The 21,799-nt window shown below is 71.4% G+C and carries 20 protein-coding genes and 1 riboswitch; of the genes, 7 read left to right on the plus strand and 13 right to left on the minus strand.

Going from position 1 to position 21,799, the window contains the following annotated elements; translation table 11 throughout:
* The first annotated feature begins 27 nt into the window (after positions 1-27).
* A complete protein-coding gene (locus CPH93_RS09875) occupies positions 28-663 on the plus strand; it encodes a trimeric intracellular cation channel family protein (RefSeq protein WP_173909762.1) in 636 nt (211 codons plus the stop codon).
* A 107-nt stretch (positions 664-770) separates the two neighbouring features.
* On the opposite strand, the gene CPH93_RS09880 is transcribed toward CPH93_RS09875, so the two are convergent.
* From CPH93_RS09880 to CPH93_RS09920, 9 genes are all read right to left on the minus strand, one after another.
* Complete coding sequence (locus tag CPH93_RS09880) at positions 771-2,180, minus strand: M1 family metallopeptidase (protein WP_093485283.1); 1,410 nt, start codon at positions 2,178-2,180, stop codon at positions 771-773.
* Positions 2,181-2,277: 97 nt separating this feature from the next.
* Complete coding sequence (locus CPH93_RS09885) at positions 2,278-3,402, minus strand: ABC transporter ATP-binding protein (protein WP_391257089.1); 1,125 nt, start codon at positions 3,400-3,402, stop codon at positions 2,278-2,280.
* On the minus strand, positions 3,399-4,499 hold the full coding sequence (locus CPH93_RS09890; protein ID WP_093485282.1) for an ABC transporter ATP-binding protein: 1,101 nt from the start codon (positions 4,497-4,499) through the stop codon (positions 3,399-3,401). Before CPH93_RS09890 ends, CPH93_RS09885 begins: the two co-directional genes overlap by 4 nt.
* Positions 4,496-5,506: an ABC transporter permease gene (locus CPH93_RS09895; protein WP_093485281.1), complete on the minus strand. Its 1,011-nt coding sequence runs from the start codon at positions 5,504-5,506 to the stop codon at positions 4,496-4,498. Before CPH93_RS09895 ends, CPH93_RS09890 begins: the two co-directional genes overlap by 4 nt.
* Before the next feature lie 77 nt (positions 5,507-5,583).
* Positions 5,584-7,338 carry an ABC transporter substrate-binding protein gene (locus CPH93_RS09900; protein ID WP_093485280.1) on the minus strand — a complete coding sequence of 585 codons (1,755 nt, stop codon included), beginning with the start codon at positions 7,336-7,338 and terminating at the stop codon, positions 5,584-5,586.
* 84 nt (positions 7,339-7,422) lie between these two features.
* Positions 7,423-8,421: an ABC transporter permease gene (locus CPH93_RS09905; RefSeq protein ID WP_093485279.1), complete on the minus strand. Its 999-nt coding sequence runs from the start codon at positions 8,419-8,421 to the stop codon at positions 7,423-7,425.
* A gap of 391 nt (positions 8,422-8,812) precedes the next feature.
* Positions 8,813-9,604, minus strand: a complete 792-nt coding sequence (locus CPH93_RS09910) for an enhanced serine sensitivity protein SseB C-terminal domain-containing protein (RefSeq protein WP_093485278.1) — start codon at positions 9,602-9,604, stop codon at positions 8,813-8,815.
* Between the two features lie 123 nt (positions 9,605-9,727).
* A complete protein-coding gene (locus tag CPH93_RS09915; RefSeq protein ID WP_096212566.1) occupies positions 9,728-10,525 on the minus strand; it encodes an enhanced serine sensitivity protein SseB in 798 nt (265 codons plus the stop codon).
* Between the two features lie 102 nt (positions 10,526-10,627).
* The gene (locus CPH93_RS09920) at positions 10,628-11,326 is read right to left on the minus strand and encodes an AAA family ATPase (RefSeq protein ID WP_231977256.1); all 699 of its coding nucleotides are present in this window, start codon (positions 11,324-11,326) and stop codon (positions 10,628-10,630) included.
* A gap of 260 nt (positions 11,327-11,586) precedes the next feature.
* Positions 11,587-11,682, plus strand: a riboswitch (glycine riboswitch).
* A 151-nt stretch (positions 11,683-11,833) separates the two neighbouring features.
* Here CPH93_RS09920 and gcvT point away from each other — a divergent pair.
* The 4 genes from gcvT (at position 11,834) to CPH93_RS09940 (ending at position 16,660) form a co-directional block, all read left to right on the plus strand.
* The gene (gene gcvT / locus CPH93_RS09925; RefSeq protein WP_093485276.1) at positions 11,834-12,961 is read left to right on the plus strand and encodes a glycine cleavage system aminomethyltransferase GcvT; all 1,128 of its coding nucleotides are present in this window, start codon (positions 11,834-11,836) and stop codon (positions 12,959-12,961) included.
* 128 nt (positions 12,962-13,089) lie between these two features.
* Positions 13,090-13,467 (plus strand): glycine cleavage system protein GcvH, encoded by a 378-nt coding sequence (gene gcvH / locus CPH93_RS09930; protein WP_006602987.1) that lies wholly within the window; start codon positions 13,090-13,092, stop codon positions 13,465-13,467.
* 92 nt (positions 13,468-13,559) lie between these two features.
* Complete coding sequence (gene glyA, locus CPH93_RS09935) at positions 13,560-14,819, plus strand: serine hydroxymethyltransferase (RefSeq protein ID WP_096212567.1); 1,260 nt, start codon at positions 13,560-13,562, stop codon at positions 14,817-14,819.
* A 455-nt stretch (positions 14,820-15,274) separates the two neighbouring features.
* Positions 15,275-16,660, plus strand: coding sequence for an L-serine ammonia-lyase (locus CPH93_RS09940; protein ID WP_096212568.1), 1,386 nt, complete (start codon positions 15,275-15,277; stop codon positions 16,658-16,660).
* A gap of 130 nt (positions 16,661-16,790) precedes the next feature.
* Here CPH93_RS09940 and CPH93_RS09945 read toward each other — a convergent pair whose 3' ends face one another.
* The 3 genes from CPH93_RS09945 to CPH93_RS09955 form a co-directional block, all read right to left on the minus strand.
* Positions 16,791-17,090 carry a hypothetical protein gene (locus tag CPH93_RS09945; RefSeq protein WP_093485274.1) on the minus strand — a complete coding sequence of 100 codons (300 nt, stop codon included), beginning with the start codon at positions 17,088-17,090 and terminating at the stop codon, positions 16,791-16,793.
* A gap of 151 nt (positions 17,091-17,241) precedes the next feature.
* Positions 17,242-17,964 (minus strand): phosphatase PAP2 family protein, encoded by a 723-nt coding sequence (locus CPH93_RS09950; protein ID WP_096212569.1) that lies wholly within the window; start codon positions 17,962-17,964, stop codon positions 17,242-17,244.
* Positions 17,961-18,566 carry a phosphatase PAP2 family protein gene (locus CPH93_RS09955; RefSeq protein WP_096212570.1) on the minus strand — a complete coding sequence of 202 codons (606 nt, stop codon included), beginning with the start codon at positions 18,564-18,566 and terminating at the stop codon, positions 17,961-17,963. The genes CPH93_RS09950 and CPH93_RS09955 overlap by 4 nt, the downstream gene beginning before the upstream one ends.
* Positions 18,567-18,828: 262 nt before the next feature.
* On the opposite strand from CPH93_RS09955, the gene CPH93_RS09960 reads away from it, so the two are divergent.
* Both CPH93_RS09960 and CPH93_RS09965 read left to right on the plus strand, forming a co-directional pair.
* Positions 18,829-19,254 (plus strand): BlaI/MecI/CopY family transcriptional regulator, encoded by a 426-nt coding sequence (locus tag CPH93_RS09960; RefSeq protein WP_096212571.1) that lies wholly within the window; start codon positions 18,829-18,831, stop codon positions 19,252-19,254.
* Entirely contained in the window at positions 19,251-20,216 is a 966-nt protein-coding gene (locus tag CPH93_RS09965; RefSeq protein WP_096212572.1) for a M56 family metallopeptidase, read from the plus strand. The genes CPH93_RS09960 and CPH93_RS09965 overlap by 4 nt, the downstream gene beginning before the upstream one ends.
* Positions 20,217-20,259: 43 nt before the next feature.
* Here the strand turns inward: CPH93_RS09965 and CPH93_RS09970 are convergent, their stop codons facing one another.
* Complete coding sequence (locus tag CPH93_RS09970) at positions 20,260-21,798, minus strand: HAMP domain-containing sensor histidine kinase (RefSeq protein WP_096212573.1); 1,539 nt, start codon at positions 21,796-21,798, stop codon at positions 20,260-20,262.
* Between the last annotated feature and the right edge of the window lies 1 nt (position 21,799).

A 21,799-nucleotide genomic window follows, 5' to 3' on the forward strand; every position in this document is an offset into this window, starting at 1 on the left:
CTTCCGGGGCCTGCGATGATGAGCGCCATGCTTCACGTCCTCTACCTGGCCGGGGTCGCGGCGTTCGCGGCGAGCGGGGTGCTGGCCGCCTACCGCGCCAACATGGACCCCTTCGGCGGGCTGGTGCTCGCCTTCGCCGCCTCCATCTCCGGCGGCACGCTGCGTGATCTCATCCTCGACCGGCGGCCGTTGTACTGGACGCACGACTGGGTGCTGCTGACCGTGATCATCTGTGTCGGCGTCGGCACCATGGCGTATCTGCGGTTCTGGCAGCTGCCGCACAAATCACTGCTGGTGGTCGACGCGGTCGGGCTGTCCGTCGTGACGGTGATAGGTGCGCGGGCGGCGATCGAGGCGGGCGCCACCCCGCTCGCCGTGATCATCCTGGCCGTGCTGACCGGCGTCACCGGCGAGGTGATCCGCGATGTGCTGTGCGGCGAGTTCCCGCCGCTGCTGCTGCGCGAGGACGTCTATGCGATCGCCGCGCTGGCCGGCGCCTGCTGCTACCTGCTGCTGCACCACCTCGGAACGGGCGCCACCCCCGCCGCGGCGATCTCGGCGGGGGTGGTCTTCGCCCTGCGGATGGGCGCGGTCTACCTCGGGCTGCATCTGCCGCGGCCGCAGCAGCTGCGCCCCCGGGGCGGCCGGCCGGACGGCGGCTGAACGGGGCTCTGGCACCCCCCACCCCCGAACCCACCCCCGCCCCCTCCCCCGAAGGGGGGAGGGGGGAGGGGGCGGGGGAGAGCCCGCCGGGCCGCGGCCCTCAGCCCCTACTTCCCCGGCAGCGCCGGCTTGCTGTCCGTGTTGAGCCAGGTGTGGAACAGGTCGTCCAGCTGCTTGCCGGAGATCTTCTCGGCGAGCGCGATGAACTGGCCGGTGTCGGCGTTGCCGTAACGGTGCTGTGCGGTCCAGGCCGGCAGCAGCTTGAAGAACGCCTTGTCACCGATCCGCTCGCGCAGCACCTGCAGCGTCATCGCGCCCCGCCGGTAGACGGAGTCGGCGAACATGGTGTCCCGCTTCGGGTCGGCGATCTTCTGCTTCCAGAAGTCGCTGTCGGCGGGGATGTCGTTGTAGGCCTTGCGGAAGGCGTCGTGGGCGCTGAGGGTCCCGCGGTGCTCGGACCACAGCCACTGCGCGTAGCTGGCGAAGCCCTCGTTGAGCCAGATGTTCTTCCACTGCTTGACGGAGACCGAGTCACCGAACCACTGGTGGGCCAGCTCGTGGACGATGGTGGTCTCGTTGCGCACGGCCGAGTAGACCGGCTTGGACTGCACCTCCAATGAGAAGCCTGCCTCCGGCATGTCGTCGACGATCGCCCCGGTCTCCTCGAAGGGGTACGGGCCGAAGATCTTGGACCAGTAGTCGGTGGCCTCGGCGGTGATGCCGTAGACGTCGACCTTGCCGGTGGGCAGGGTGGGGTCGGTGGCGACGTAGATCGGGGTGCCGCCGGGGGTGGTGCCCGTACGGATGTCGAACTTGCCGATGGTGGCGGTGGCCAGGTACGTGGCCATCGGGCGGTTCTCGCGCCAGTGGGCGTAGGACCGGCCGTGCGCCTCCCCCGAGTTGATGAGCCGGCCGTTGGAGACGCCGGTCAGGCCCTTGGGGGCGTCGATGCGGATGTCGTAGGTCGCCTTGTCGCTGGGGTGGTCGCTGGAGGGGAACCACGTCGAGGCGGCGTTGGGCTCACAGGCGACGAAGACACCGTCCTTGGTCTTCATCCAGCCGTAGTTGGAGCCGAAGATGATCGGCCCGCCCAGCGGCTTGGGAACACCGTGGTAGGCGAGGGTGACGGTGAACTTCCGGCCGCGGTGCAGCGCGAAGTCCGGGCGGATGGTGATCTCGTCGCCGGATCTGGCGAAGTGGGCCTTGCGGCCGTTCACCCGTATCGAGTCGACCGTCAGCTGCTGCAGGTCGAGGTCGAAGGCGGAGAGATTCTGGGTGGCCCGGGCGGTGAGCGTGGTGCGGCCGTCGAGGCGGCCGCTGTCGGGGTGGTAGCTGACGCCGAGGTCGTAATGCAGGGCGTCGAAGCCGCCGTTGCCCAACTTGGGGAAATAGGAGTCGCCGACTCCGGCGGCACCGGCGGACGCACCGGGCGCCGCGGCGATCGAGGCCGTCGCGGCCACCGCGGTGGCCAGGGCGAGCCACCGGGAGGTGCGACGCGCAGAACGGGAGAGTGCCATGAGCCATCCCTTCGGACACACGGATGAAGATCGAACAACCGTGCTGACTCTGCACTCTCCCGCTGCGTCTTGCCCAGGACTTTGCCAAGTCCAGGCGTTATTCGCCGGTTGAGGCCTTACTTCCGGCGGGGCCCTCGGCCGCCGGAGCGGCGGCCGGTGCCGGGTCGCCGGCGTTCTCCGGGTGGTGACAGGCCACCTGATGGCCGGTCCGCAGCGCGACCAGCGGCGGCTCGGTGGTGGTGCACACCTCGGTGGCCTTCCAGCAGCGGGTACGGAACCGGCAGCCGGAGGGCGGGTTGATCGGCGAGGGCACATCGCCCTTGAGCAGGATCCGGTCGCGCTCGGTGCGCCGCTTGGGGTCGGGCACCGGCACCGCGGACAGCAGCGCCTTGGTGTACGGGTGCATCGGCGTCTCGTAGAGCGCCTTGCGGTCGCTCAACTCCACGATCTTGCCGAGGTACATCACCGCGATCCGGTCCGAGACGTGCCGGATGACCGAGAGGTCGTGGGCGATGATGACGTACGTCAGGCCCAGCTCCTCCTGGAGGTCGTCCATGAGGTTGACGACCTGCGCCTGGATCGAGACGTCCAGCGCGGAGACCGGCTCGTCGGCGACCACCAGCTTGGGCTTGAGCGCCAGCGCGCGGGCGATGCCGATGCGCTGGCGCTGACCGCCGGAGAACTCGTGCGGATAGCGGTTGTAGTGCTCCGGGCTCAGGCCCACCAGCTCCAGCAGCCGCTGCACCTCCTTCTTCACCCCGCCCTCGGGCTCGACGCCCTGGAGGCGGAAGGGGGTGGAGACGATGCCGCCGATGGTGTGCCGCGGGTTCAGCGAGCCGTACGGATCCTGGAAGATCATCTGGACGTCGCGGCGCATCGGCCGCAGCCTGCCCGGCGAGAGGTGGGTGATGTCCCGGCCCTGGAACTCGATGGAGCCGCCGGTCGGTTCGTCGAGCCGGGTGATCAGCCGGCCCATGGTCGACTTGCCGCACCCGGACTCCCCGACGACGCCGAGCGTCTCCCCGGGCCGTACGTCGAAGTCGATGCCGTCGACCGCCTGCACCGCCCCGGTCTGCCGCTTGAGCAGCCCCTTGGTGATCGGGAAGTGCCGCACCAGACCGCGGACCCGCAGCAGCGGCTCGGGGTCGGCGGGGGCCTTCGAAGCCTCGGTCCCCTTCTGGAGCGGGATCGTCTTGTTCTGGTCGTCCGTCGTCTCGGTCACAGCTTCGGCGCAATCTCTTCGGTCCAGATACGCTCCCGCTCCTCCTGCGACATGTGGCAGGCGGAGAAGTGCCCGCCGCCGGCCTCGCGCAGCTCGGGACGGACCGTACGGGTCAGGTTGTCCTCGGGGACGTCCGCGTACGGGCAGCGGGGGTTGAAGGCACAGCCGGACGGGACGTTGATCAGGCTGGGCGGGGAGCCCTTCACCGGGATCAGCCGGTCCGTCTGGTCCCGGTCGATGCGCGGCATGGAGCCGAGCAGGCCCCAGGTGTAGGGGTGCTGCGGCGCGGAGAAGACCTTCTCGGCCGGGCCGCGCTCGACGCACCGGCCGCCGTACATCACCAGCAGATCGTCGGCGAGCTCGGCGACCACCCCGAGGTCGTGGGTGATGATGATGACCGCCGAGCCGAACTCCTTCTGCAGATCGCGGATCAGGTCCAGGATCTGCGCCTGGACGGTGACGTCCAGGGCGGTGGTCGGCTCGTCCGCGATCAACAGCTCGGGGTTGTTGACCAGCGCCATCGCGATCATGGCGCGCTGGCGCATCCCGCCGGAGAACTGGTGCGGATGGTCGTCGACCCGCTTGTCGGGCTGCGGGATGCCGACCCGGTCGAGCATCTCGATCGCCCGCTTGCGCGCGGTCTTCTTGTCCACGGCGTGGTGGACGCGGTAGGCCTCCACGATCTGGGTGCCGACCGAGTAGAAGGGGTGCAGCGCGGACAGCGGATCCTGGAAGATCATCGCCATCTCGCGGCCGCGCAGCCGGCGCACCTCGTCCGGATCGGCGGAGACCAGCTCCTTGCCGTCCAGCCAGATCTCGCCGGACATGGTCACCTTGCTGCGCTGCTGGCGCGCGGCGCGGTGCAGACCCATCACCGCGAGCGAGGTCACGGACTTGCCGGAGCCGGACTCGCCGACGATCCCGAGCGTCTTGCCCTTCTCCAGGCTGAAGGTCAGCCCGTCGACGGACTTCACCACGCCGTCGTCGGTGGGGAAGTGCACCTTCAGATCGCGCACGTCGAGGAAGGCGGCCGGCTGCGCTGCCTTCTCGGGGGCGGCCGCCGCGGTCCCCTTCCGGTCATCGGTGGAGTCGGTCACGAGAGCCTCACCCGCGGGTCGACGGCGGCGTACAGAACGTCCACCACCAGGTTGCATATGACGATGAAGAACGCGGCGAGCAGGGTGACGCCGAGAATGTTGGGCAGGTCGTTGGCGTTGATCGCCTCGACGGCGAAGGCCCCGACTCCCTTGAGCGAGAAGACCTGTTCGGTGATGAGCGCACCACCGAGCAGCAGGCCCAGGTCCATGCCGAAGACCGTGATGATCGGGGTGAGCGCGGCCCGCAGGCCGTGCCGGAGGACCACCTTGCGCTCCCGCAGGCCCTTGGCGCGGGCGGTGCGGATGTAGTCCTCGCTGAGCGTCTCCAGCATGCCCGCTCTGGTGAGCCGGGCGTAGAGCGCGGAGTAGAGGAAGGCCAGGGTGACCCAGGGCAGGACCAGGGTCCGGGCCCACAGGAACGGATCGTCCATCAGCGGTACGTAGTCGCTGCGCTCGAAGATCGGCCACTGGTAGGTGAACAGCGCCAGCGCCAGGGCGCCGGTGAAGAACATCGGGAGGGAGACGCCCGCCAGCGCCACGGTCATGGCCATCCGGTCGAAGAACGAGCCGGGGCGCAGCGCGGAGAGCACACCGGTCGCGACACCGGAGACCACCCACAGCACGGCCGCGCCGGCGGCCAGCGAGAGGGTCACCGGGAGCCGGGACTGGATCTCCGGCCAGACCTCGATATGGGTCTTGAAGGAATAACCGAAGCACGGCACATGGCACTTGGCCGCTTCCGGTCCGAATTTGTAGTCGACGCCGACGAAAATGCCCTTGAGGAAGTCCCAGTATTGCTCGAAGACGGGCTTGTCCAGGCCCAGGTTCTTCTTGACCGCCGCGATGTCCGCGGGCGTGGGGGCCTTTCCGATGTATTGCTGGGCAAGCTGGTCGGTGGTCTGCCCGGCCAGCTTCGGCAGCAGGAAGAAGATGCCGAACGTGACCGCGCTGACGATCAGCAGCAGGACCACTGCGCTGATCAGCCTGCGGATGAGGTACGAGAACACGGGGACGCGGCGCCGGCGCCGCGGGCCGGCCGCAACCGGCCCGCGGACACCCTGCCTTCACCTGCCTTCCAGGGCTGCTACTTCTTGACGCCGATGTTGAGGTAGTCGTACTCACCGCTGAAGGCCGAGGTGGACACCAGGTTGGTGGCCTTGGGCGAGCGGTACATCAGGACCTTGAAGTAGGTCAGCGGGACGATCGCCGCCTGCTCCATCGCCTTCTTGTCGATCTCCGCGTACGCCTTCTCGCGGGCCGCCTTGTCGGTGTTGGCGATGGCGCTGTCGAGCAGCTTGTTGATCTCCGGGTCGTCCAGCTGCGACAGGTTGGAGTTGCCGGACTGGCCGATCGCCTTGCCGTGCAGGATCTGCTGGAGGTAGCCGTAGCCGGTGGGGAAGTCCGCGCCCCACTGCATCATCATCAGGCCGACGTTGTTCTTCTTGTCGAACGCCGGCACACCGGCGTAGTCCGAGAAGTACTTGCTGGACGGGTAGGACTGGATCTTGGCGGTGACGCCGATCTTCTTGAGCGACTCGATGACCGAGGTGGCCGCGTCGACCTCGTCCTGACGGTCGTTGCGGGCCAGGATCGTGGTCGTGGCCTTGCCCGCGCCGCACGCGTCCCAGTGCTTCTTGGCCTCGGTCACGTCCAGGTTGTCGCCGCTGTACTTCTGCGGGTACAGGTCGTACTTCTGGTAGCCCTCGATGTCGGTCGGCAGGACCGTCGAGGCCACGGCACCGCGGATCGGGCCGCCGAGCGAGGTCTGGACGGCCTTCTTGTCGATCGCGTACTCGACGGCCTTGCGGCACTCCAGCTTGTCGAACGGCTTCACCTTGGTGTTGATCGCCGTGTAGACCAGGCGCTGGCCGAGCGCGTTGTCGGTGTTGGCCTTCTCCTTGGGGTCGACCAGCAGCTTGGCCTGCGTCTGCCCGTCGACACCGCGGCCGGCCAGGTCCACCAGGGTGTTGCCCGACTGGAGGTCCTTGTCGATGGTCGACTGGGCGACCTTCAGATTCAGGACGATCTTGTCCGGCAGCTGCTTGCGCAGCGGGTCGGTCTTCGCCGACCACTGCGGGTTGCGGACCAGGGTGAGCTGCTTGCCCTCCTGGTAGCTCTGGAACTTGTACGAACCGGTGGACAGCACCGCCTTGGTGTAGTCCGCGCCCTTGTCCTTGGCCTGCGGGACCGGGGCGGTCTGCGGGGCGCTGACCAGGTAGTCGAACTCGGCGAACGGCTTCTTGAGGTGGAAGACGACCGTCTGCGCGTCGGGGGTCTCGATGGACTTCAGCCCGGCCTTGCCCTTGTCCTTGTAGGGGCCCTTGTAGCCGCCGCCGTCGTTGTCCTGGAGGAACTGCTGGAAGTAGTTCGGGCCCAGCGAGAGGGTGTCGCGCGCGAAGTTGCTGCGCTCGACGGCGTACTTGACGTCCTGCGAGGTGACCTCGGTGCCGTCCTCGTACTTGACGCCCTTGCGGAGCTTGTACGTCCAGGTCTTACCGCCGTCGCTGGCCTTGCCCATCGACTCGGCGAGGTCCGGGACCAGCTCGTTGCCCTTGCTGCCGGGACCCGGCTTGAAGGTGGTCAGCGGGCGCGCGTAGAGCCGGCTGAAGTTGTAGACGAAGGCGTAGTAGGTGTTGCCCGGGTCGAACGACTCGGGGGCGTCACTGATCGCGTAGGTGACCGTGCCCCCCTTCGCGTCCGAAGCGTTGACGACGCCCTTGGTGGCGGCGTTCGCCTCGCCCGAACCGCTTCCGGAATCCTTGCCCCCGCTACAGCCGGCCAGCAAAAGGCCCGCACTGGTGATGGCCGCAACCGCCGCGACCGGAACTGACCTTCGCATGATGGTCGGTGCCCCTTCGTTCGTCGAGAAAGGTCAACATCAAAAACGCAGGTGGGACATGTGAGCGGGCGCCCCGCACCGCCGTCAGCGGCTGCGCGGGTCCAATGCGTCCCGCAGACCGTCACCGAGCAGGTTGAAGGCGAGCACGGTGACGAAGATCGCGAGGCCGGGGACGATCATGTACTGGGGGTCGACCTCGTAGTACTTGACCGCCTGGTTGAGCATCCCGCCCCAGGACGCCTGGGGCGGCTGGATGCCGACGCCGAGGAAGCTCAGGGCCGCCTCGAAGAGGATGTTGGAGGGGATCAGCAGGGTGGAGTAGACGATGATCGGCCCCACCAGGTTGGGCAGCAGCTCCCGGAAGAGGATGAACGGGCCGCGCGCACCCATGCCGCGGGCGGCGTCGACGAATTCGCGCTCCCGCAGCGAGAGCGTCTGGGCGCGCACGATGCGCCCCATGTACGGCCAGTTGAAGAAGCCGATCACGAAGATCAGCACCGAGATGTGCAGCGGCAGGCCCTCCAGGCCGAAGGCGCCGCCCTGCAGCGAGGCGGAGATCGCGATGGCGAACAGCAGCAGCGGGAAGGCCAGGAAGACATCCATCATCCGGCTGATGAAGGCGTCCACCCGCCCGCGGTAGAAGCCGGCGACCACCCCGAGGACGGTGCCGAGGGCGACCGACAGCAAGGTCGCGCCGAACGCCACGATCAGCGACACCCAGGAGCCCTCCAGGACCCGGGCGAGCAGATCGCGGCCGAACTTCGGGTCCACACCGAGCGGATGGTCCGCGCTCATACCGCCCAAGTCGCCCTTGGGAAGGGTGGTGTTGGGGTCGATCAGCGCCTGGTTGGGGTTGTCGGGGTCCAGCCCCAGCAGAGCCTGGAGCGGCCGGGAGAGCGAGGCGACGAGGACGAGCAGGATGACAACGATGGCACCGGCCACCGCGACCTTGTCCCGCCGGAAGCGAAGCCAGGCGATCTGACCGAGCGAACGCCCCTCGATCCGCTTTCCTTCCACGCCTTTCAGCACCGCTTCCGGCTGCGCCTGGGCAGCCGCCCCGGTGGTCTCGATCGGTGCGGTCACGGTGCCTTGACCCCTCTCGGCCGGCAATGACCGGCCCACATCCCCGCCGCATAGCGGCCTGCTTCACATCACTGGTGCAAGTCCTGCGGATTTCCCGGAAATTCGCGCGGTGGAATTCGGGGATTCGCGTGACGTCGTGCGGGATGACACTCGTAGAAAGAACCGAGGTCCTCTGCTGCCGGAGTCTTCATCCGAGTTGCGATCACTCACCAGACCCGGTCGGGAAAGGATGCGTAACTGTGATGTGGCCCACGGCTTTCCGTTATACGGACAACAACGCGGTCTGAGCGGGGCGCACCACCGCGCGAGAGGGCCTCAACCGCGGGTCAAAGCGGGAGAATTCACCCTGAAAAGGCATCGGGCCGACGCGCCGTGCCGTGTCAGCACCGTGTCAGTACGGGCGAGGGTAGCCGTAGCCGTACGAGGCGGCGGGGGGCTGCTGCTGGGTGTAGCCGTCACGGTCGAAGAAGGGGCGCGTGGAGGCCCGCATCCACAGGGCGACCGGGTCGTACTCGTCGTTCATCGCGACCGTGGAGACCGGCAGCCCGTCCGGCACCGCGCCGATCGACTGCTGGATCATCAACCGCGCCGAATCCACCGCCTGCTGGCCGGTGTCGTACAGATCCAGACCGACCGCCAGATACGGGGCACCGAGCGCGGGCTGCACCCAGGCCCGGCGGAGCGACCGGACGGCGGGCGTCCGGTGGGCGTTCTGCGCGAGCAGCGCATAGAACTGCGGGATGTCGATGACCGGCTCCGAGATCCGCAACGGCCCGGCGGGCAGCCGGTCGAGGCCGCCGGCGATCCGGCGCAGATCCAGCCAGGGGATGCCGACGCCGCCCCCGGGGGCGTGCGGGTTGAGCCACAGGCCCCAGCGGTCGGGGAAGAGCGCGGCGGCGATCTCGGGGCCGGTGACCACTTCGTGGTCGCGGTTCCAGCCGGAGGCGGCAAGCTCGGGCGCCGAGGTCACACAGGGCGCATAGCCGAGGCCGTCGACCTCCATGTTGCCGTACTGCGCGTCGGGCGCACCGGCCCTGCCCTGCCAGAGCAGCATCCAGACCTGGCCCGCGGCGAGCGCGTGCAGCAGCGCCTCATAGGCGTCGTAACGGCCGGGCGAGACCTGCTGGAGCAGCTGCTCCAGCTGCCCGGCCGCCGCCGGCCCCTGATGCGCACCCGCGCTCACGTCGTCCGTCCCTTCTGTCAGCAGGGCACGTGAGGGTGCGCCCGCCCGTCATCCAACCAGCTTAGGGCTTGCCGAGGGGCCAGGGCCGGAAGGCCGCGGCATCTGGTGCTCCGCACTCAGCCCTTATGAGTGGTGCCGAGAGAAGAAGGGGCGCACACGCTCCAGCATCCAGTCGGCGACCGGGTCCCCCTGGGCGAGATCGAGCATGACGAGCTGCACGGGCCAGGGCACCGGTACGGCGCCGAGCGCACGTCCAAGGGCTGACAGTACCGCCTCGCGGGCCGTGCCGTCGTGCACTGCGGCGGGGTCGGCGGCGACCTGAACACCGACGAACAGCGCGGGCGTGTCGCCCTCGACACTTGCCAGGGCACGCCGGGCAGTCAGGACAATTCCGGCGGCGGAGAACTCCAGTCCGGCGGCGGCGAGGAAGTCCACCGGCTCGTGCTGCCAGTCCGGTTCGAAGAGCCGCACCCGGCCGCCGCTCGGCAGCCCGTCCATCGACTGCTGCCCCGCCCGGCAGAGTTCGGAGACCGCGGCGGGCGGCAGCGGGACGCCTATCGTGCCGTCGGGGTTGACCGCGATACCGACCTGCGGCGGCAGCCCGCGGGCGAACTCCCGTGCCGGGGCGACGGTGAAGGACAGGTGCGAGCCGACCACCCGCAGGAATTCCTGCTCGGAGCTGTAGACCGGGACGTAGGGCGCACCGTCGAGCTCAAGGGTGGGCAGATCGAGGCCGCGGGCGCCGGGGCCGGCGCTCTGCGGGCCGCCGCCGTTGGGCAACGGCACCCACACCCGGCTGCGGCCCAGGACCTCGACGATCCGGCCGCCCGCGCCGGGATGTCCGACCGCGGCGGCCAGGACCTCTTCGAGTTCGTTCGCCGGCCACGCCAGCTGCGGTATCCCCTGCTCCGGAAATGTCATGTCAATCCACCCGTTCCAAACCGCACCTTCTGGCCGACGACACTAGACGAGAAAGCGCACGGGGAAACCCGCGGGGCACGGGCCCGCCGCGGTCGGTTCCGCTCAGTCGAAGCCGATGGTCTCCAGGGTGTTCGCCGCCCGCCGGTCGAGAAGGACCGCCGAGCCGACCCCGTACGGCAGCCGGGCCGCCTCCGCCGCGCCGACCAGCCGGCCCACCGCCCCGCGGTGTCGCGCGAAGGCGTACCCCGACACCCCGCGCCCGCGCGACTCCTGGCCGGACAGCGCCACCTCCGGCGGCACGTCGAGCAGCACCAGATGCAGCCCGCGGCCGCTGCGCACCGCCGCCCTGGCGAGCCAGCCGCGCACCCACGCGAGGGTCCCGCAGTCGTGCACCACCACGCTGTCGCCGGAGCGCAGTGCACGGCGCAGTGCCAGATAGTGGGCGGCCCGGACCAGCGGGCGGTAGAGGGCGTAGGGCAGCCGGCGCAGCCGGCCGCGCTCCCAGCGCTCGCGGACGTCCTGCGAATCGATGCGGTGCACCAGGGCGCCGCGCCGGTCCAGCGGCGGCACCACGCGCTGCATCAGGGTGCTCTTGCCGCTGCCCGGCAGCCCGGAGACCACGACCAGATCGCCGGCCGGGAACCGCAGCTCGACCGCGCCGCGCGCCCGCCCCTCGCCCCGCAGATCCACGACCCCGGCGCGGCGGCCGGGCCGCAGGACCCTGCGCCGCGGACAGCCGCCGCGGGACACGGCGGCGGCCGCCCCCGGCACGGCGCCGGGACGTACGGCCTCGGCAGACACGACCCCTGAAGTGGCACCGTACGCCGCTTCTCCGTGCACCGTGATCACCCTCCCCGTCCGGATCTGTTCCGGTTCGAGTCCGTCCCGTACCCGCAGAGTGTCAAGAAAAGGTAATGCCCATCAAGGTGGTTGTCCGATCTGCCCACGTCATGGGCCGGCCGCCCACCAGGGCTGCTGTATCGGGCGATCCCGTGCAATGATGTGGCCGCCACGTGCACACCGCGTCTCACTTGTGCACCGCCAACTCCATACCGGCCGCTTGAACCCGCGCGGGAGAGTCCCCGGCCGCCATGGCGGGGCGCCGAAGGAGCAAGTACTCCCTTGAATCTCTCAGGCCCCTATACCGCACGGGCGAGGCAGATCTGAAAAGCGAGTCACCGCCCGGTTGACGGGATGGCTCCACCCAAGGTGCAAACCGGGTCCGTTCGCAGGATCCCGGTGAACCTCTCAGGTTCCGATGACAGATGGGGAGAACGTCCTCTCACCCATGCCTGGGAGCCCAGAACCATGACTGATGCCCCACGTCGTACAGCCTTGGATGCCACCCATCGCGCGCTCGGCGCAACCATGACCGACTTCGCCGGCTGGGACATGCCGCTGCGCTACAGCAGCGAGCGCGACGAGCATGTCGCCGTCCGTACCCGCGCCGGCCTCTTCGACCTCTCCCACATGGGCGAGATCACCGTCACCGGCCCGCAGGCCGCCGATCTCCTCGACTACGCGCTGGTCGGCAACATCGGCGGCGTGAAGACCGGCCGCGCCCGCTACACCATGATCTGTGAGGCCGAGGGCGGCATCCTCGACGACCTGATCGTCTACCGCCTGGCCGACCAGGAGTACATGGTGGTCGCCAACGCCTCCAACGCCCAGGTGGTGCTGGACGCGCTGACCGCGCGGGCCGGCGGTTTCGACGCCGCGATCCGCGACGACCGCGACGCCTACGCGCTGCTCGCGGTGCAGGGACCGGAGTCCCCCGGCATCCTCAAGGCGCTGACCGACGCCGACCTGGACGGCCTGAAGTACTACGCGGGCCTGCCCGGCACGGTCGCCGGCGTCGAGGCGCTGATCGCCCGTACCGGCTACACCGGCGAGGACGGCTTCGAGCTGTTCGTCCGGCCGGCGGACGCGGTCGCCCTGTGGGAGGCGCTGTCCGCGGCCGGCAAGGACGCCGGGCTGGTGCCCTGCGGGCTGTCCTGCCGCGACACCCTGCGCCTGGAGGCGGGCATGCCGCTGTACGGGCACGAGCTCACCACCGCGACCACGCCGTTCGACGCTGGCCTGGGCCGGGTCGTGAAGTTCGAGAAGACCACCAACAACGGTGACTTCGTCGGCCGCGCCGCGCTGGCGGCGGCCGCCGAGCGCGCCGAGACGAACCCGCCGCGCAAGCTGGTGGGCCTGGTCGCCGAGGGCCGCCGCGTCCCGCGCGCCGGATACCCGGTCGTCAGCGCCGACGGCACGGTCATCGGCGAGGTCACCTCCGGGGCGCCCTCCCCCACCCTGGGCAAGCCGATCGCCATCGCCTATGTCGACGCGGCCTACGCCACACCGGGCACCGAGGGTGTCTGCGTGGACATCCGTGGAAGCCATGAGCCGTACGAGGTCACCGCGCTGCCCTTCTACAAGCGGCAGAAGTAGCGGACCGCTCCCGCCGGGAGCCGGCCGCGGCGCGCACCCGCGCGTCGCACTGTGCAAGAACCTCCCCTTGGCTCCGCCAGGGGCGACCCGCTTCACGACCACACCCTCGCGTACAGGAGAATCGAGCCATGAGCAACCCCCAGCAGCTGCGCTACAGCAAGGAGCACGAGTGGCTGTCGGGCGCCGAGGAAGGCGTCTCGACGGTCGGCATCACCGAGCACGCGGCCAACGCGCTCGGCGACGTCGTCTATGTGCAGCTCCCCGAGGTCGGTACCACGGTCGCGGCGGGTGAGACCTGCGGCGAGCTGGAGTCGACCAAGTCGGTCAGCGATCTCTACTCGCCCGTCGACGGGGAGATCACCGAGATCAACGAGGACGTCGTCAACGACCCCTCGCTGGTGAACTCCGCCCCGTTCGAGGGCGGTTGGCTGTTCAAGGTGAAGACCAGCGGTGAGCCGGCCGAGCTGCTCTCGGCCGACGAGTACGCCGCGTTCATCCAGAGCTGAGCCGCCGGCTCCCCGTCCGCCACCGCCCGAGTGGACGCTCCCCCGGACTCCGGGGGACCCCATCGCGCCCCCTGACTCCCCAGGAAAGACTCATGTCGCTTCTGAACAGCTCCCTCCATGAGCTCGACCCCGATGTCGCCGCCGCCGTCGACGCCGAACTCCACCGCCAGCAGTCCACCCTCGAAATGATCGCGTCGGAGAACTTCGCCCCCGTCGCCGTCATGGAGGCCCAGGGCTCCGTCCTCACCAACAAGTACGCCGAGGGCTACCCCGGCCGCCGCTACTACGGCGGCTGTGAGCACGTCGATGTCGTCGAGCAGATCGCCATCGACCGGATCAAGGCCCTCTTCGGCGCCGAGGCCGCCAACGTCCAGCCGCACTCCGGCGCGCAGGCCAACGCCGCCGCCATGTTCGCCCTCATCAAGCCGGGCGACACCATCCTGGGTCTCAACCTCGCCCACGGCGGGCACCTGACCCACGGCATGAAGATCAACTTCAGCGGCAAGCTCTACAACGTCGTGCCCTACCACGTCGACGAGAAGACCAACCTGGTCGACATGGAGGAGGTCGAGCGCCTCGCCAAGGAGCACCGCCCCAAGCTGATCGTGGCCGGCTGGTCCGCCTACCCCCGCCAGCTGGACTTCGCCGCGTTCCGCCGGATCGCCGACGAGGTCGGTGCCTACCTCATGGTCGACATGGCGCACTTCGCCGGCCTGGTCGCCGCCGGGCTGCACCCCAACCCGGTGCCGCACGCCCATGTGGTGACCACCACCACCCACAAGACCCTGGGCGGCCCGCGCGGCGGCGTCATCCTCTCCACCCAGGAGCTGGCCAAGAAGATCAACTCCGCGGTCTTCCCCGGTCAGCAGGGCGGCCCCCTGGAGCACGTCATCGCCGCCAAGGCCGTCTCCTTCAAGGTCGCCGCCTCCGACGACTTCAAGGAGCGCCAGCAGCGCACCCTCGACGGCGCCCGGATCCTCGCCGAGCGCCTGGTCCAGGACGACGTCAAGCAGCACGGCGTCGCCGTACTGTCCGGCGGCACCGACGTCCACCTCGTCCTCGTCGACCTGCGCGACAGCGAGCTGGACGGCCAGCAGGCCGAGGACCGTCTCCACGAGGTCGGCATCACGGTCAACCGCAACGCGATCCCCAACGACCCGCGGCCGCCGATGGTGACCTCGGGCCTGCGCATCGGCACCCCGGCGCTGGCCACCCGCGGCTTCACCACCGACGACTTCCGCGAGGTCGCCGACATCATCGCCGAGGCCCTCAAGCCGGCCTACGACGCCGACGCCCTCAAGGCCCGGGTCACGGCCCTGGCGGACAAGTACCCGCTCTACCCGTCGCTGTGACGCGTCTCATGCGTTGACCTCCCCGGCCCGTCGGCGACGGCGGGCCGGGTGGGGTGACGAGACGGGGCACAGGGCGCTGCGCCCGGGGCCCTCCCCCTGGGCTCACGCCCCGCAAGCCCCTCCCTTTCCCCTTTCTTCCTCCTCTTCCGCGGAGCCCCGGTGCGTCCGGCTCCAGCTGCCCGGCCCTCGCCCGGCACCTGACCGAGCCCCGCGTCCGCGTCCCCGACCGGGTCTGCAACCGGGCCCCGGCGGCCGGAATCCGGGCCCGGCCCGGCATCCGCCGCGGCTCCGTATCCACCCCGACACCGGCTGTTACGCCCCGCGACGGATGCCCGCCGGATTCCGTCCGGCGGCCGCATCTCCGGTCCGCGTTACGCTCGACAATCGGCGCAGAAACGTACCTCCTGCTCCATTGCTCCACCGTCCACCACGAGCAGACAAGGGAGTCCGCCCCCGTGGCCATCTCCGTCTTCGACCTCTTCTCCATCGGCATCGGCCCCTCCAGCTCCCACACCGTCGGCCCCATGCGCGCCGCGCGGATGTTCGTCGGACGGCTCAAGAAGGACGGCCTGCTCGCCCAGACGGTCAGCGTCCGCGCCGAACTCTTCGGCTCCCTCGGTGCCACCGGCCACGGCCACGGCACCCCCAAGGCCGTCCTCCTCGGCCTGGAGGGCCACTCCCCCCGCACCGTCGACGTCGAATCCGCCGACGACGAGGTGGAGCGCATCCGCACCACCAAGCGCCTGCGGCTGCTCGGCGCCGAAATCGGCGGCGCCCACGAGATCGACTTCGACGAATCGTCCGAGCTGATCCTGCACCGCCGCCGCGCCCTGCCCTACCACGCCAACGGCATGACCCTCTTCGCCTACGACGGCACCGGCGCGCCCCTCCTGGAGAAGACGTACTACTCGGTGGGCGGCGGTTTCGTCGTCGACGAGGACGCCGTCGCGGGCGAAAACCCGATCGTGCCCGACGACACCGTCCTGACCCACCCCTTCCGCACCGGCGACGAACTGCTGCGGCTCTCCCGCGACACCGGGCTGTCCATCTCCGCCCTGATGCTCCAGAACGAGAAGGCCTGGCGCACCGAGGACGAGATCCGCACCGGACTGCTGGAGATCTGGCAGGTCATGCAGGCCTGTGTCACCCGGGGTATGAGCAGCGAGGGCATACTGCCCGGCGGGCTGAAGGTCCGCCGCCGCGCCGCCCACTCCGCCCGCCAGCTGCGGTCCGAGGGCGACGCCGCCGCCCGCGCGATGGAGTGGACCACGCTCTACGCGATGGCGGTGAACGAGGAGAACGCCGCCGGCGGCCGGGTGGTGACCGCCCCCACCAACGGCGCGGCCGGCATCATCCCCGCCGTCCTGCACTACTACGTCAACTTCGTGCCCGGCGCCGACGAGGAGGGCGTCGTCCGCTTCCTGCTGGCGGCCGGCGCGATCGGCATGCTCTTCAAGGAGAACGCCTCGATCTCCGGCGCCGAGGTCGGCTGCCAGGGCGAGGTCGGCTCCGCCTGCTCGATGGCCGCCGGCGGCCTGGCCGAGGTCCTCGGCGGATCCCCCGCCCAGGTCGAGAACGCCGCGGAGATCGGCATGGAGCACAACCTCGGCCTGACCTGCGACCCCGTCGGCGGCCTCGTCCAGATCCCGTGCATCGAGCGCAACGGCATGGCCGCCGTCAAGGCCGTCACCGCCGCCCGCATGGCCCTGCGCGGCGACGGCCACCACCATGTCTCCCTCGACAAGGTCATCAAGACCATGAAGGACACCGGCGCCGACATGAGCGTCAAGTACAAGGAGACCGCGCGCGGCGGGCTCGCGGTGAACATCATCGAGTGCTGAGCGAACGGCGCCGCTGAGCCATCGGCGCCGGGAGGGGAGGGGCCGCCGGCGGGATCGGCGGTCCCTCACTCATGGGCCGGGGCCTCGTGGGCCGGGGCCTCGTGGGCCGGGGCCTCACGGTTCAAGCCGGCTACCGGCCGATCTCCCAGGCGAACGGCGGGAGTTCACGGGCCCGGGAGTAGATCTCCAGGGCCTGGCCCGCGGGGACGAAGGGGTGGACCCGGGCGCCGTCGAGGCCGGGCAGCACCCGGGCGCAGTGGTGGACACAGCCGGCGACCTCCCGGCCGTGGCGGTCGACGAGGGTCGCGGCGTCGTGCGGCCCCTCGCACGGGGTGGGGTCCTTGGACGCGGCGGCCGGGCAGCGGCCGCGGGAGGCGGCGGAGGCGTGGGCGGCCGGGCGCGGCACCCGGGCGTCGAGCGGCTGGTTCATCGTGGTGTCCCCCTGGCGGTGCGGTGGTACGTGCCGTGGGCGGTGCCGGTGGCGGGATGGCCGGAAGGCGCCCGCCGTCCTGGTGCCCAGGACAGTGCTGCTCGGCTCGGGACGTGTCCATGCCCGCCTTGGGAAAGACCTGGTCGGATCGTCAGCTGTTCGTGGGGTGGGCGTTGCCCTGCCGCGTACGGGGCACGGCGAGCGGCTCCAGGAGCAGCGCGAGACAGAGCAGGGTGGCCGCCAGCAGCCAGCCGCCGACGACATCGCCCGGCCAGTGGACGGCCAGGTAGACGCGGGTGAGGCCGACGCCGGCGGCCCAGACGGCGAGCACCGCCCACCAGGTGCGGGCGCGCGCGGGGCCGACGCGCCGGGCAATGCCCCAGGCCAGGATTCCGGCCGCCAGTGCCGAGGTGGTGGCGTGGCCGGAGGGGAAGGCGTAGCCGGAGGCGGGGCCGGCCCAGTCGAGGGCCGGCGGCCGGGGGCGGGCGAGCAACTCCATGAGGCCGTATCGGATCGCCTGGCCGGCGGCGAGGACGAGGACGGCGCAGCCCACCGCGCGCAGCCGGCCGCGCGCGTCCCGGCCGGCCAGCAGCCCGGCGAACACCGCCAGCAGATAGGGGACCGTGCCGGTGCCGGTGGCGGTCAGCACCCGGGAGATCGAGCGCAGCGGCTCTCCGTGGTGGGCGGCGGACCAGTGGACGGCGGCCCGTTCGGGGGCGAGCGGGACGCCGTGGCGTACGGACACGGTGACGGCCGCGGCGGTGAAGAGCGCCGCGCAGACCGCGGCGACGGTGAGCAGCGGACGGGTGCCGGGGCGCGGGCCGGGGCGTGCGGCCTGCGGTTCCGGACCTGGTGGCGGCCCGGACGCGGTCACCGGGCGGCCACCAGGGGACGCAGCCGGGTGGCGCGGATCCGCTCGACGGTGGGGCCGGCGTGGCGGGCGAGCGGGGTGCCCAGCCGGGCGACGAGGGCGCCGACGAGCAGGCCGACGACGACGTCGTGCGGGTAGTGCGCGCCGACCCAGACGCGCGAGGCCGCCATCAGGAGCGCGGCCGGCACCGCGATCCGGCCCAGTTGCCGGTCGCCCAGCAGCAGGGCGACGGCGGCGGCCGCCGCGATGGCGGAGTGGTTGCTGGGGAAGGACCAGTCGCCGGGGCCGGGACAGGCCTCGACGGTGACGGTGTGCAGCGTCCGACAGGGCCGCTGTTCGTCGAAGACCGTCTTGACCAGGTCGTTGACGGCATAGGCGAGGACCACCACGACGGGGGTGGCCAGCGCCCCCGCCATCGCGCCGGGGGCACCGTGGCGCGCCCGCCACCAGGCGATCAGCATCAGGACGGCGAAGAGGCCGAGGCCGTAGTCGGTCCAGTAGGAGATCAGGGTGTTCAGGCCGTGCGGGGTGTGCTGTGCCAGGCCGGTGATCCGGGTGTAGAGGCCGCCGTCCATCGAGGCGCCGCCAAAGGCGAGGTGGTTCACGGGTTCTCCTTGGCGGTGGTGCGTACGGCGCGGTGGTGCGGAGGGCGCGGTGGTGCGGAGGGCGCGGTGGTGGCCAGGGGCGGTGGCCCACGCGCCCCGCAGTGCGGCGGCAACCCCTGCCACCTGCGGTAATGCAGTGGCGGCGGCGTTGTCAGCGGCCGCTCCCATAATGGGTGCGGGCCTGCCCCACGGCCGACCTGGCGACTACAGTCACGTAGACGGCCCTCGGAACAATAGACGACGAAATGGTGAAGGGCGTTCCATGTCGGAGACATCACCTGTACAGCGGCGCCCTGCCGGCGAGCTGGAGGCGAGCGTGCTCGCGGCGCTCTGGGCGGCCGGGGAGCCGCTGAGCCCCGCCGAGGTGCAGCGCGCGCTCGGCGGCCGCCTCGCGCGCACCACCGTCACCACCATCCTCAGCCGGCTGCACGACAAGGGAGCGGTGTCCCGCTCCAGAGCCGGCCGCGGCTTCACGTATTCGCCGATACAGGACTCCGCGGGGCTGACCGCCCGGCGGATGCGCAGCGAACTCGACAAGCAGGACGACCGCGGCACCGCCCTCGCCCGCTTCGTCTCCCAGCTGACCAGCGAGGACGAGCAGTTGCTGCGGTCTCTGCTGGAGTCGGCGGGGGACGCCCCCGAGGGGCCGTCGGCCTCGCCGCAGCCCGGCCCCGGAGCCGGCCCGTGATCGTCGCCGTATGGATCCCGCTGCTGATGCCGCTGCTCGCGGTGCCGGCCGCCCGCCGGCTGGCCGAGTCGCTGCCGCCGCGCGCCGCCGCCTGGCTGCTGGCCGGCTGTGCGGCCGCCCTCGCCGGCTGTACGACCGCGGCGCTCGGCCTGCTGGCGGCCGCCGGGGCGCTGCGGCTGCCCCCGGTCGCCGCCCTCGGCCACCTCTCCCTGCCGCTGCTCGGCGGCAGCGGCGACGGCGCGGTGACCGTCCCCGTGGCCGTTGCCGCCGCCGTTCTGCTCACCGCCTGCACGCTCGCCGTCGGGCACCACGCCCGCCGGCACCGCGCCGAACTGCGCATCGCCCGGCAGGCCACCGGCGCCCACCCCACCTCCGGCGATCTGTGCGTCCTCCCCGACCCCGCGCCCGAGGCCTACGCCCTGCCGGGCCGGCCGGGCCGGGTGGTGGTCACCGCCGGGATGCTGCGGGCGCTGCCGCCGGCCGAGCGGGAGGCGCTGTTCGCCCATGAGCGCGCCCATCTCGCGGGCCGCCACCATCTGTTCCTGCTCACGGCCACGCTCTCCGCGGCCTGCCATCCGCTGCTCCGCTCGCTGCGCGCACCCCTGGCGTACGCCCTGGAGCGCTGGGCCGACGAAGCGGCCGCGTCCCGGGTGGGCGACCGCCGGGTCACGGCCCGGGCCATCGGACGCGCGGCGCTGGCCGCCCGCCCGGAGGCCGGGATGCCGCACCGTCCCGGCAGTGTGCTCGCCGCGACGGCCGGCCCGGTGCCGCGCCGGGTCGCCGCCCTGCTGGACGGGGAGCGGGCGGCCGGTCACCCCCCGATACGGGCCGGCTTCCCGGGCCGCCGGCTGATCGCCGCGGCCCTGATCGCCTGTGTCGCCTTCTCGGCGGGCGCCGCCCTGGACGCCGCGGCCGATCTGCACGAGACGGTGGAGGTGGCCCAGGGAGAGGTGGCGCACTGAGGGCTCCCGGGGGTGGTCCGGGAAGGAGCCGGGGCGCCCGGCGTCAGGAGTCCCCCGGCTCGTTCCGCGGGTGCGCCCGGGTGCCGCTCCCCTGGCCCGTCCCGACCGTGAATCCCAGGGTCGCGCCGCCGCCCTCGCGGCGGGCGGCGAAGGCATGGCCGCCGTGGGCGGTCGCGATCTCGCGGACGATGGCGAGGCCGAGGCCGGAGCCGGGCAGACCGCGGGCGGCCGCGGCCCGGTAGAAGCGGTCGAAGACCCGGGTGAGGTCCGCCTCGGCGATCCCGGGGCCGCGGTCGAGGACTTCGAAACGGGCGCCGGTGACCACGACCTCGATCGGCTCCGTCCCGCCCGCGTCGAACTTGGCGGCGTTCTCCAGCAGATTCGTCAGCGCCCGGTGCAGCGCGGCGGACCGGCCCTCGACCACCGCCGGGCGGACGGTCCGTACGGTGATCTCGCGACCGGTGCGGCGCCTGGCCGAGGCGGCCGCCTTCTCGGCGACCTCGGCCAGGCTCACCTCGGACAGCGGATCGTCGTCGCGCTGTCCGGCGGCCAGATCCACCAGTTCGTTGACCAGATCGCTCAGCTCCCTGGCCTCGCCCGCCAGGTCGGCGAGCAGCTCGTCGCGGGCGTCCGGCGGCAGCTCGTCGAAGCGCTTGAGCAGCGAGATGTTCGTACGGAGCGAGGTCAGCGGGGTGCGCAGCTCATGGCCGGCGTCCTGGACGAGGCGCTGCTGGTCCTGGACGGCGCTGGCCAGCCGGCCGAGCATGTCGTCGAAGGCCCGCCCGAGCCGGGCGACCTCGTCCCGCCCCGCCACCGGGACCGGGACGTCCAGCCGCCCGTGCTCCGCCACGCTCTCGGCGACCGAGGTCAACCGCACCAGCCGGCCGGTGATCCGGCGCGCCAGCCACCAGCCGCCCGCCCCGGCCAGCGCGATGACCGAGGCGGCCAGCAGGGCGGTGCGCTGCTGGAGGGCGGAGAGCAGATCCTCGGTCTCGCTGAACTTCTGGGCGACCTGGACCGCCCCACGGCCGCCGCCGAGCGCGACGGTCGCGACGTGGTAGACCTCGTCGCCGACGTTCGCCTCCCGCTCCGCAACCCGGCCGGCGCGGGCGTCCCGGGCGATCCGCTGTTCCTCGGCACCGGCCGGCAGGGCCGGGCTGCCCAGTTCCACGATCCGGCCGCCGGAACCCAGGATCTGCACATCGGTACGGGTGGGCCGGGTGAGGTCGTCGCGCGGCCCGTCGTGGTCGGGGTCGGAGGACGCATAGTCCTCGGGCCCCAGCGGCTTCTCCTGGACCTGGGTGCGCAGATCCCCCACGACCTCCGAGAACACCGACTTCTCGTCCACCCGCACCAGCCGGGCCGCCGCGTCGTAGCTGAGGAACCCGACGAGGACGGTCACCGCCGCGGCACCGGCGGCGAAGGCCACCGCGAAGGCGGTGCGCAGGCTGGCCGGCTTCCGGGTGCGCAGCCAGGCGGCCTGCCCGCCGCTGCGCCAGGACCGCAGCCGGGCCCGCAGCCGGGCGCGCAGCCCCCGGCCGGCCGGGGCGCCCGGATCTCTTCCGCCGCGGGGCCCGGACATC

This window comes from Streptomyces sp. 2323.1 (assembly GCF_900221035.1).
Lineage (GTDB): Bacteria > Actinomycetota > Actinomycetes > Streptomycetales > Streptomycetaceae > Streptomyces > Streptomyces sioyaensis.

Bases quoted from the DNA above. Each gene is read 5' to 3' on its own strand.
- CPH93_RS09960 (WP_096212571.1), top strand. From the start codon at position 18,829: ATGTCGGAGACATCACCTGTACAGCGGCGCCCTGCCGGCGAGCTGGAG.
- CPH93_RS09970 (WP_096212573.1), bottom strand. From the start codon at position 21,798: ATGTCCGGGCCCCGCGGCGGAAGAGATCCGGGCGCCCCGGCCGGCCGG.
- CPH93_RS09880 (WP_093485283.1), bottom strand. From the start codon at position 2,180: ATGGCACTCTCCCGTTCTGCGCGTCGCACCTCCCGGTGGCTCGCCCTG.
- glyA (WP_096212567.1), top strand. From the start codon at position 13,560: ATGTCGCTTCTGAACAGCTCCCTCCATGAGCTCGACCCCGATGTCGCC.
- CPH93_RS09915 (WP_096212566.1), bottom strand. From the start codon at position 10,525: ATGACATTTCCGGAGCAGGGGATACCGCAGCTGGCGTGGCCGGCGAAC.
- gcvH (WP_006602987.1), top strand. From the start codon at position 13,090: ATGAGCAACCCCCAGCAGCTGCGCTACAGCAAGGAGCACGAGTGGCTG.
- gcvT (WP_093485276.1), top strand. From the start codon at position 11,834: ATGACTGATGCCCCACGTCGTACAGCCTTGGATGCCACCCATCGCGCG.
- CPH93_RS09900 (WP_093485280.1), bottom strand. From the start codon at position 7,338: ATGCGAAGGTCAGTTCCGGTCGCGGCGGTTGCGGCCATCACCAGTGCG.
- CPH93_RS09875 (WP_173909762.1), top strand. From the start codon at position 28: ATGCTTCACGTCCTCTACCTGGCCGGGGTCGCGGCGTTCGCGGCGAGC.
- CPH93_RS09945 (WP_093485274.1), bottom strand. From the start codon at position 17,090: ATGAACCAGCCGCTCGACGCCCGGGTGCCGCGCCCGGCCGCCCACGCC.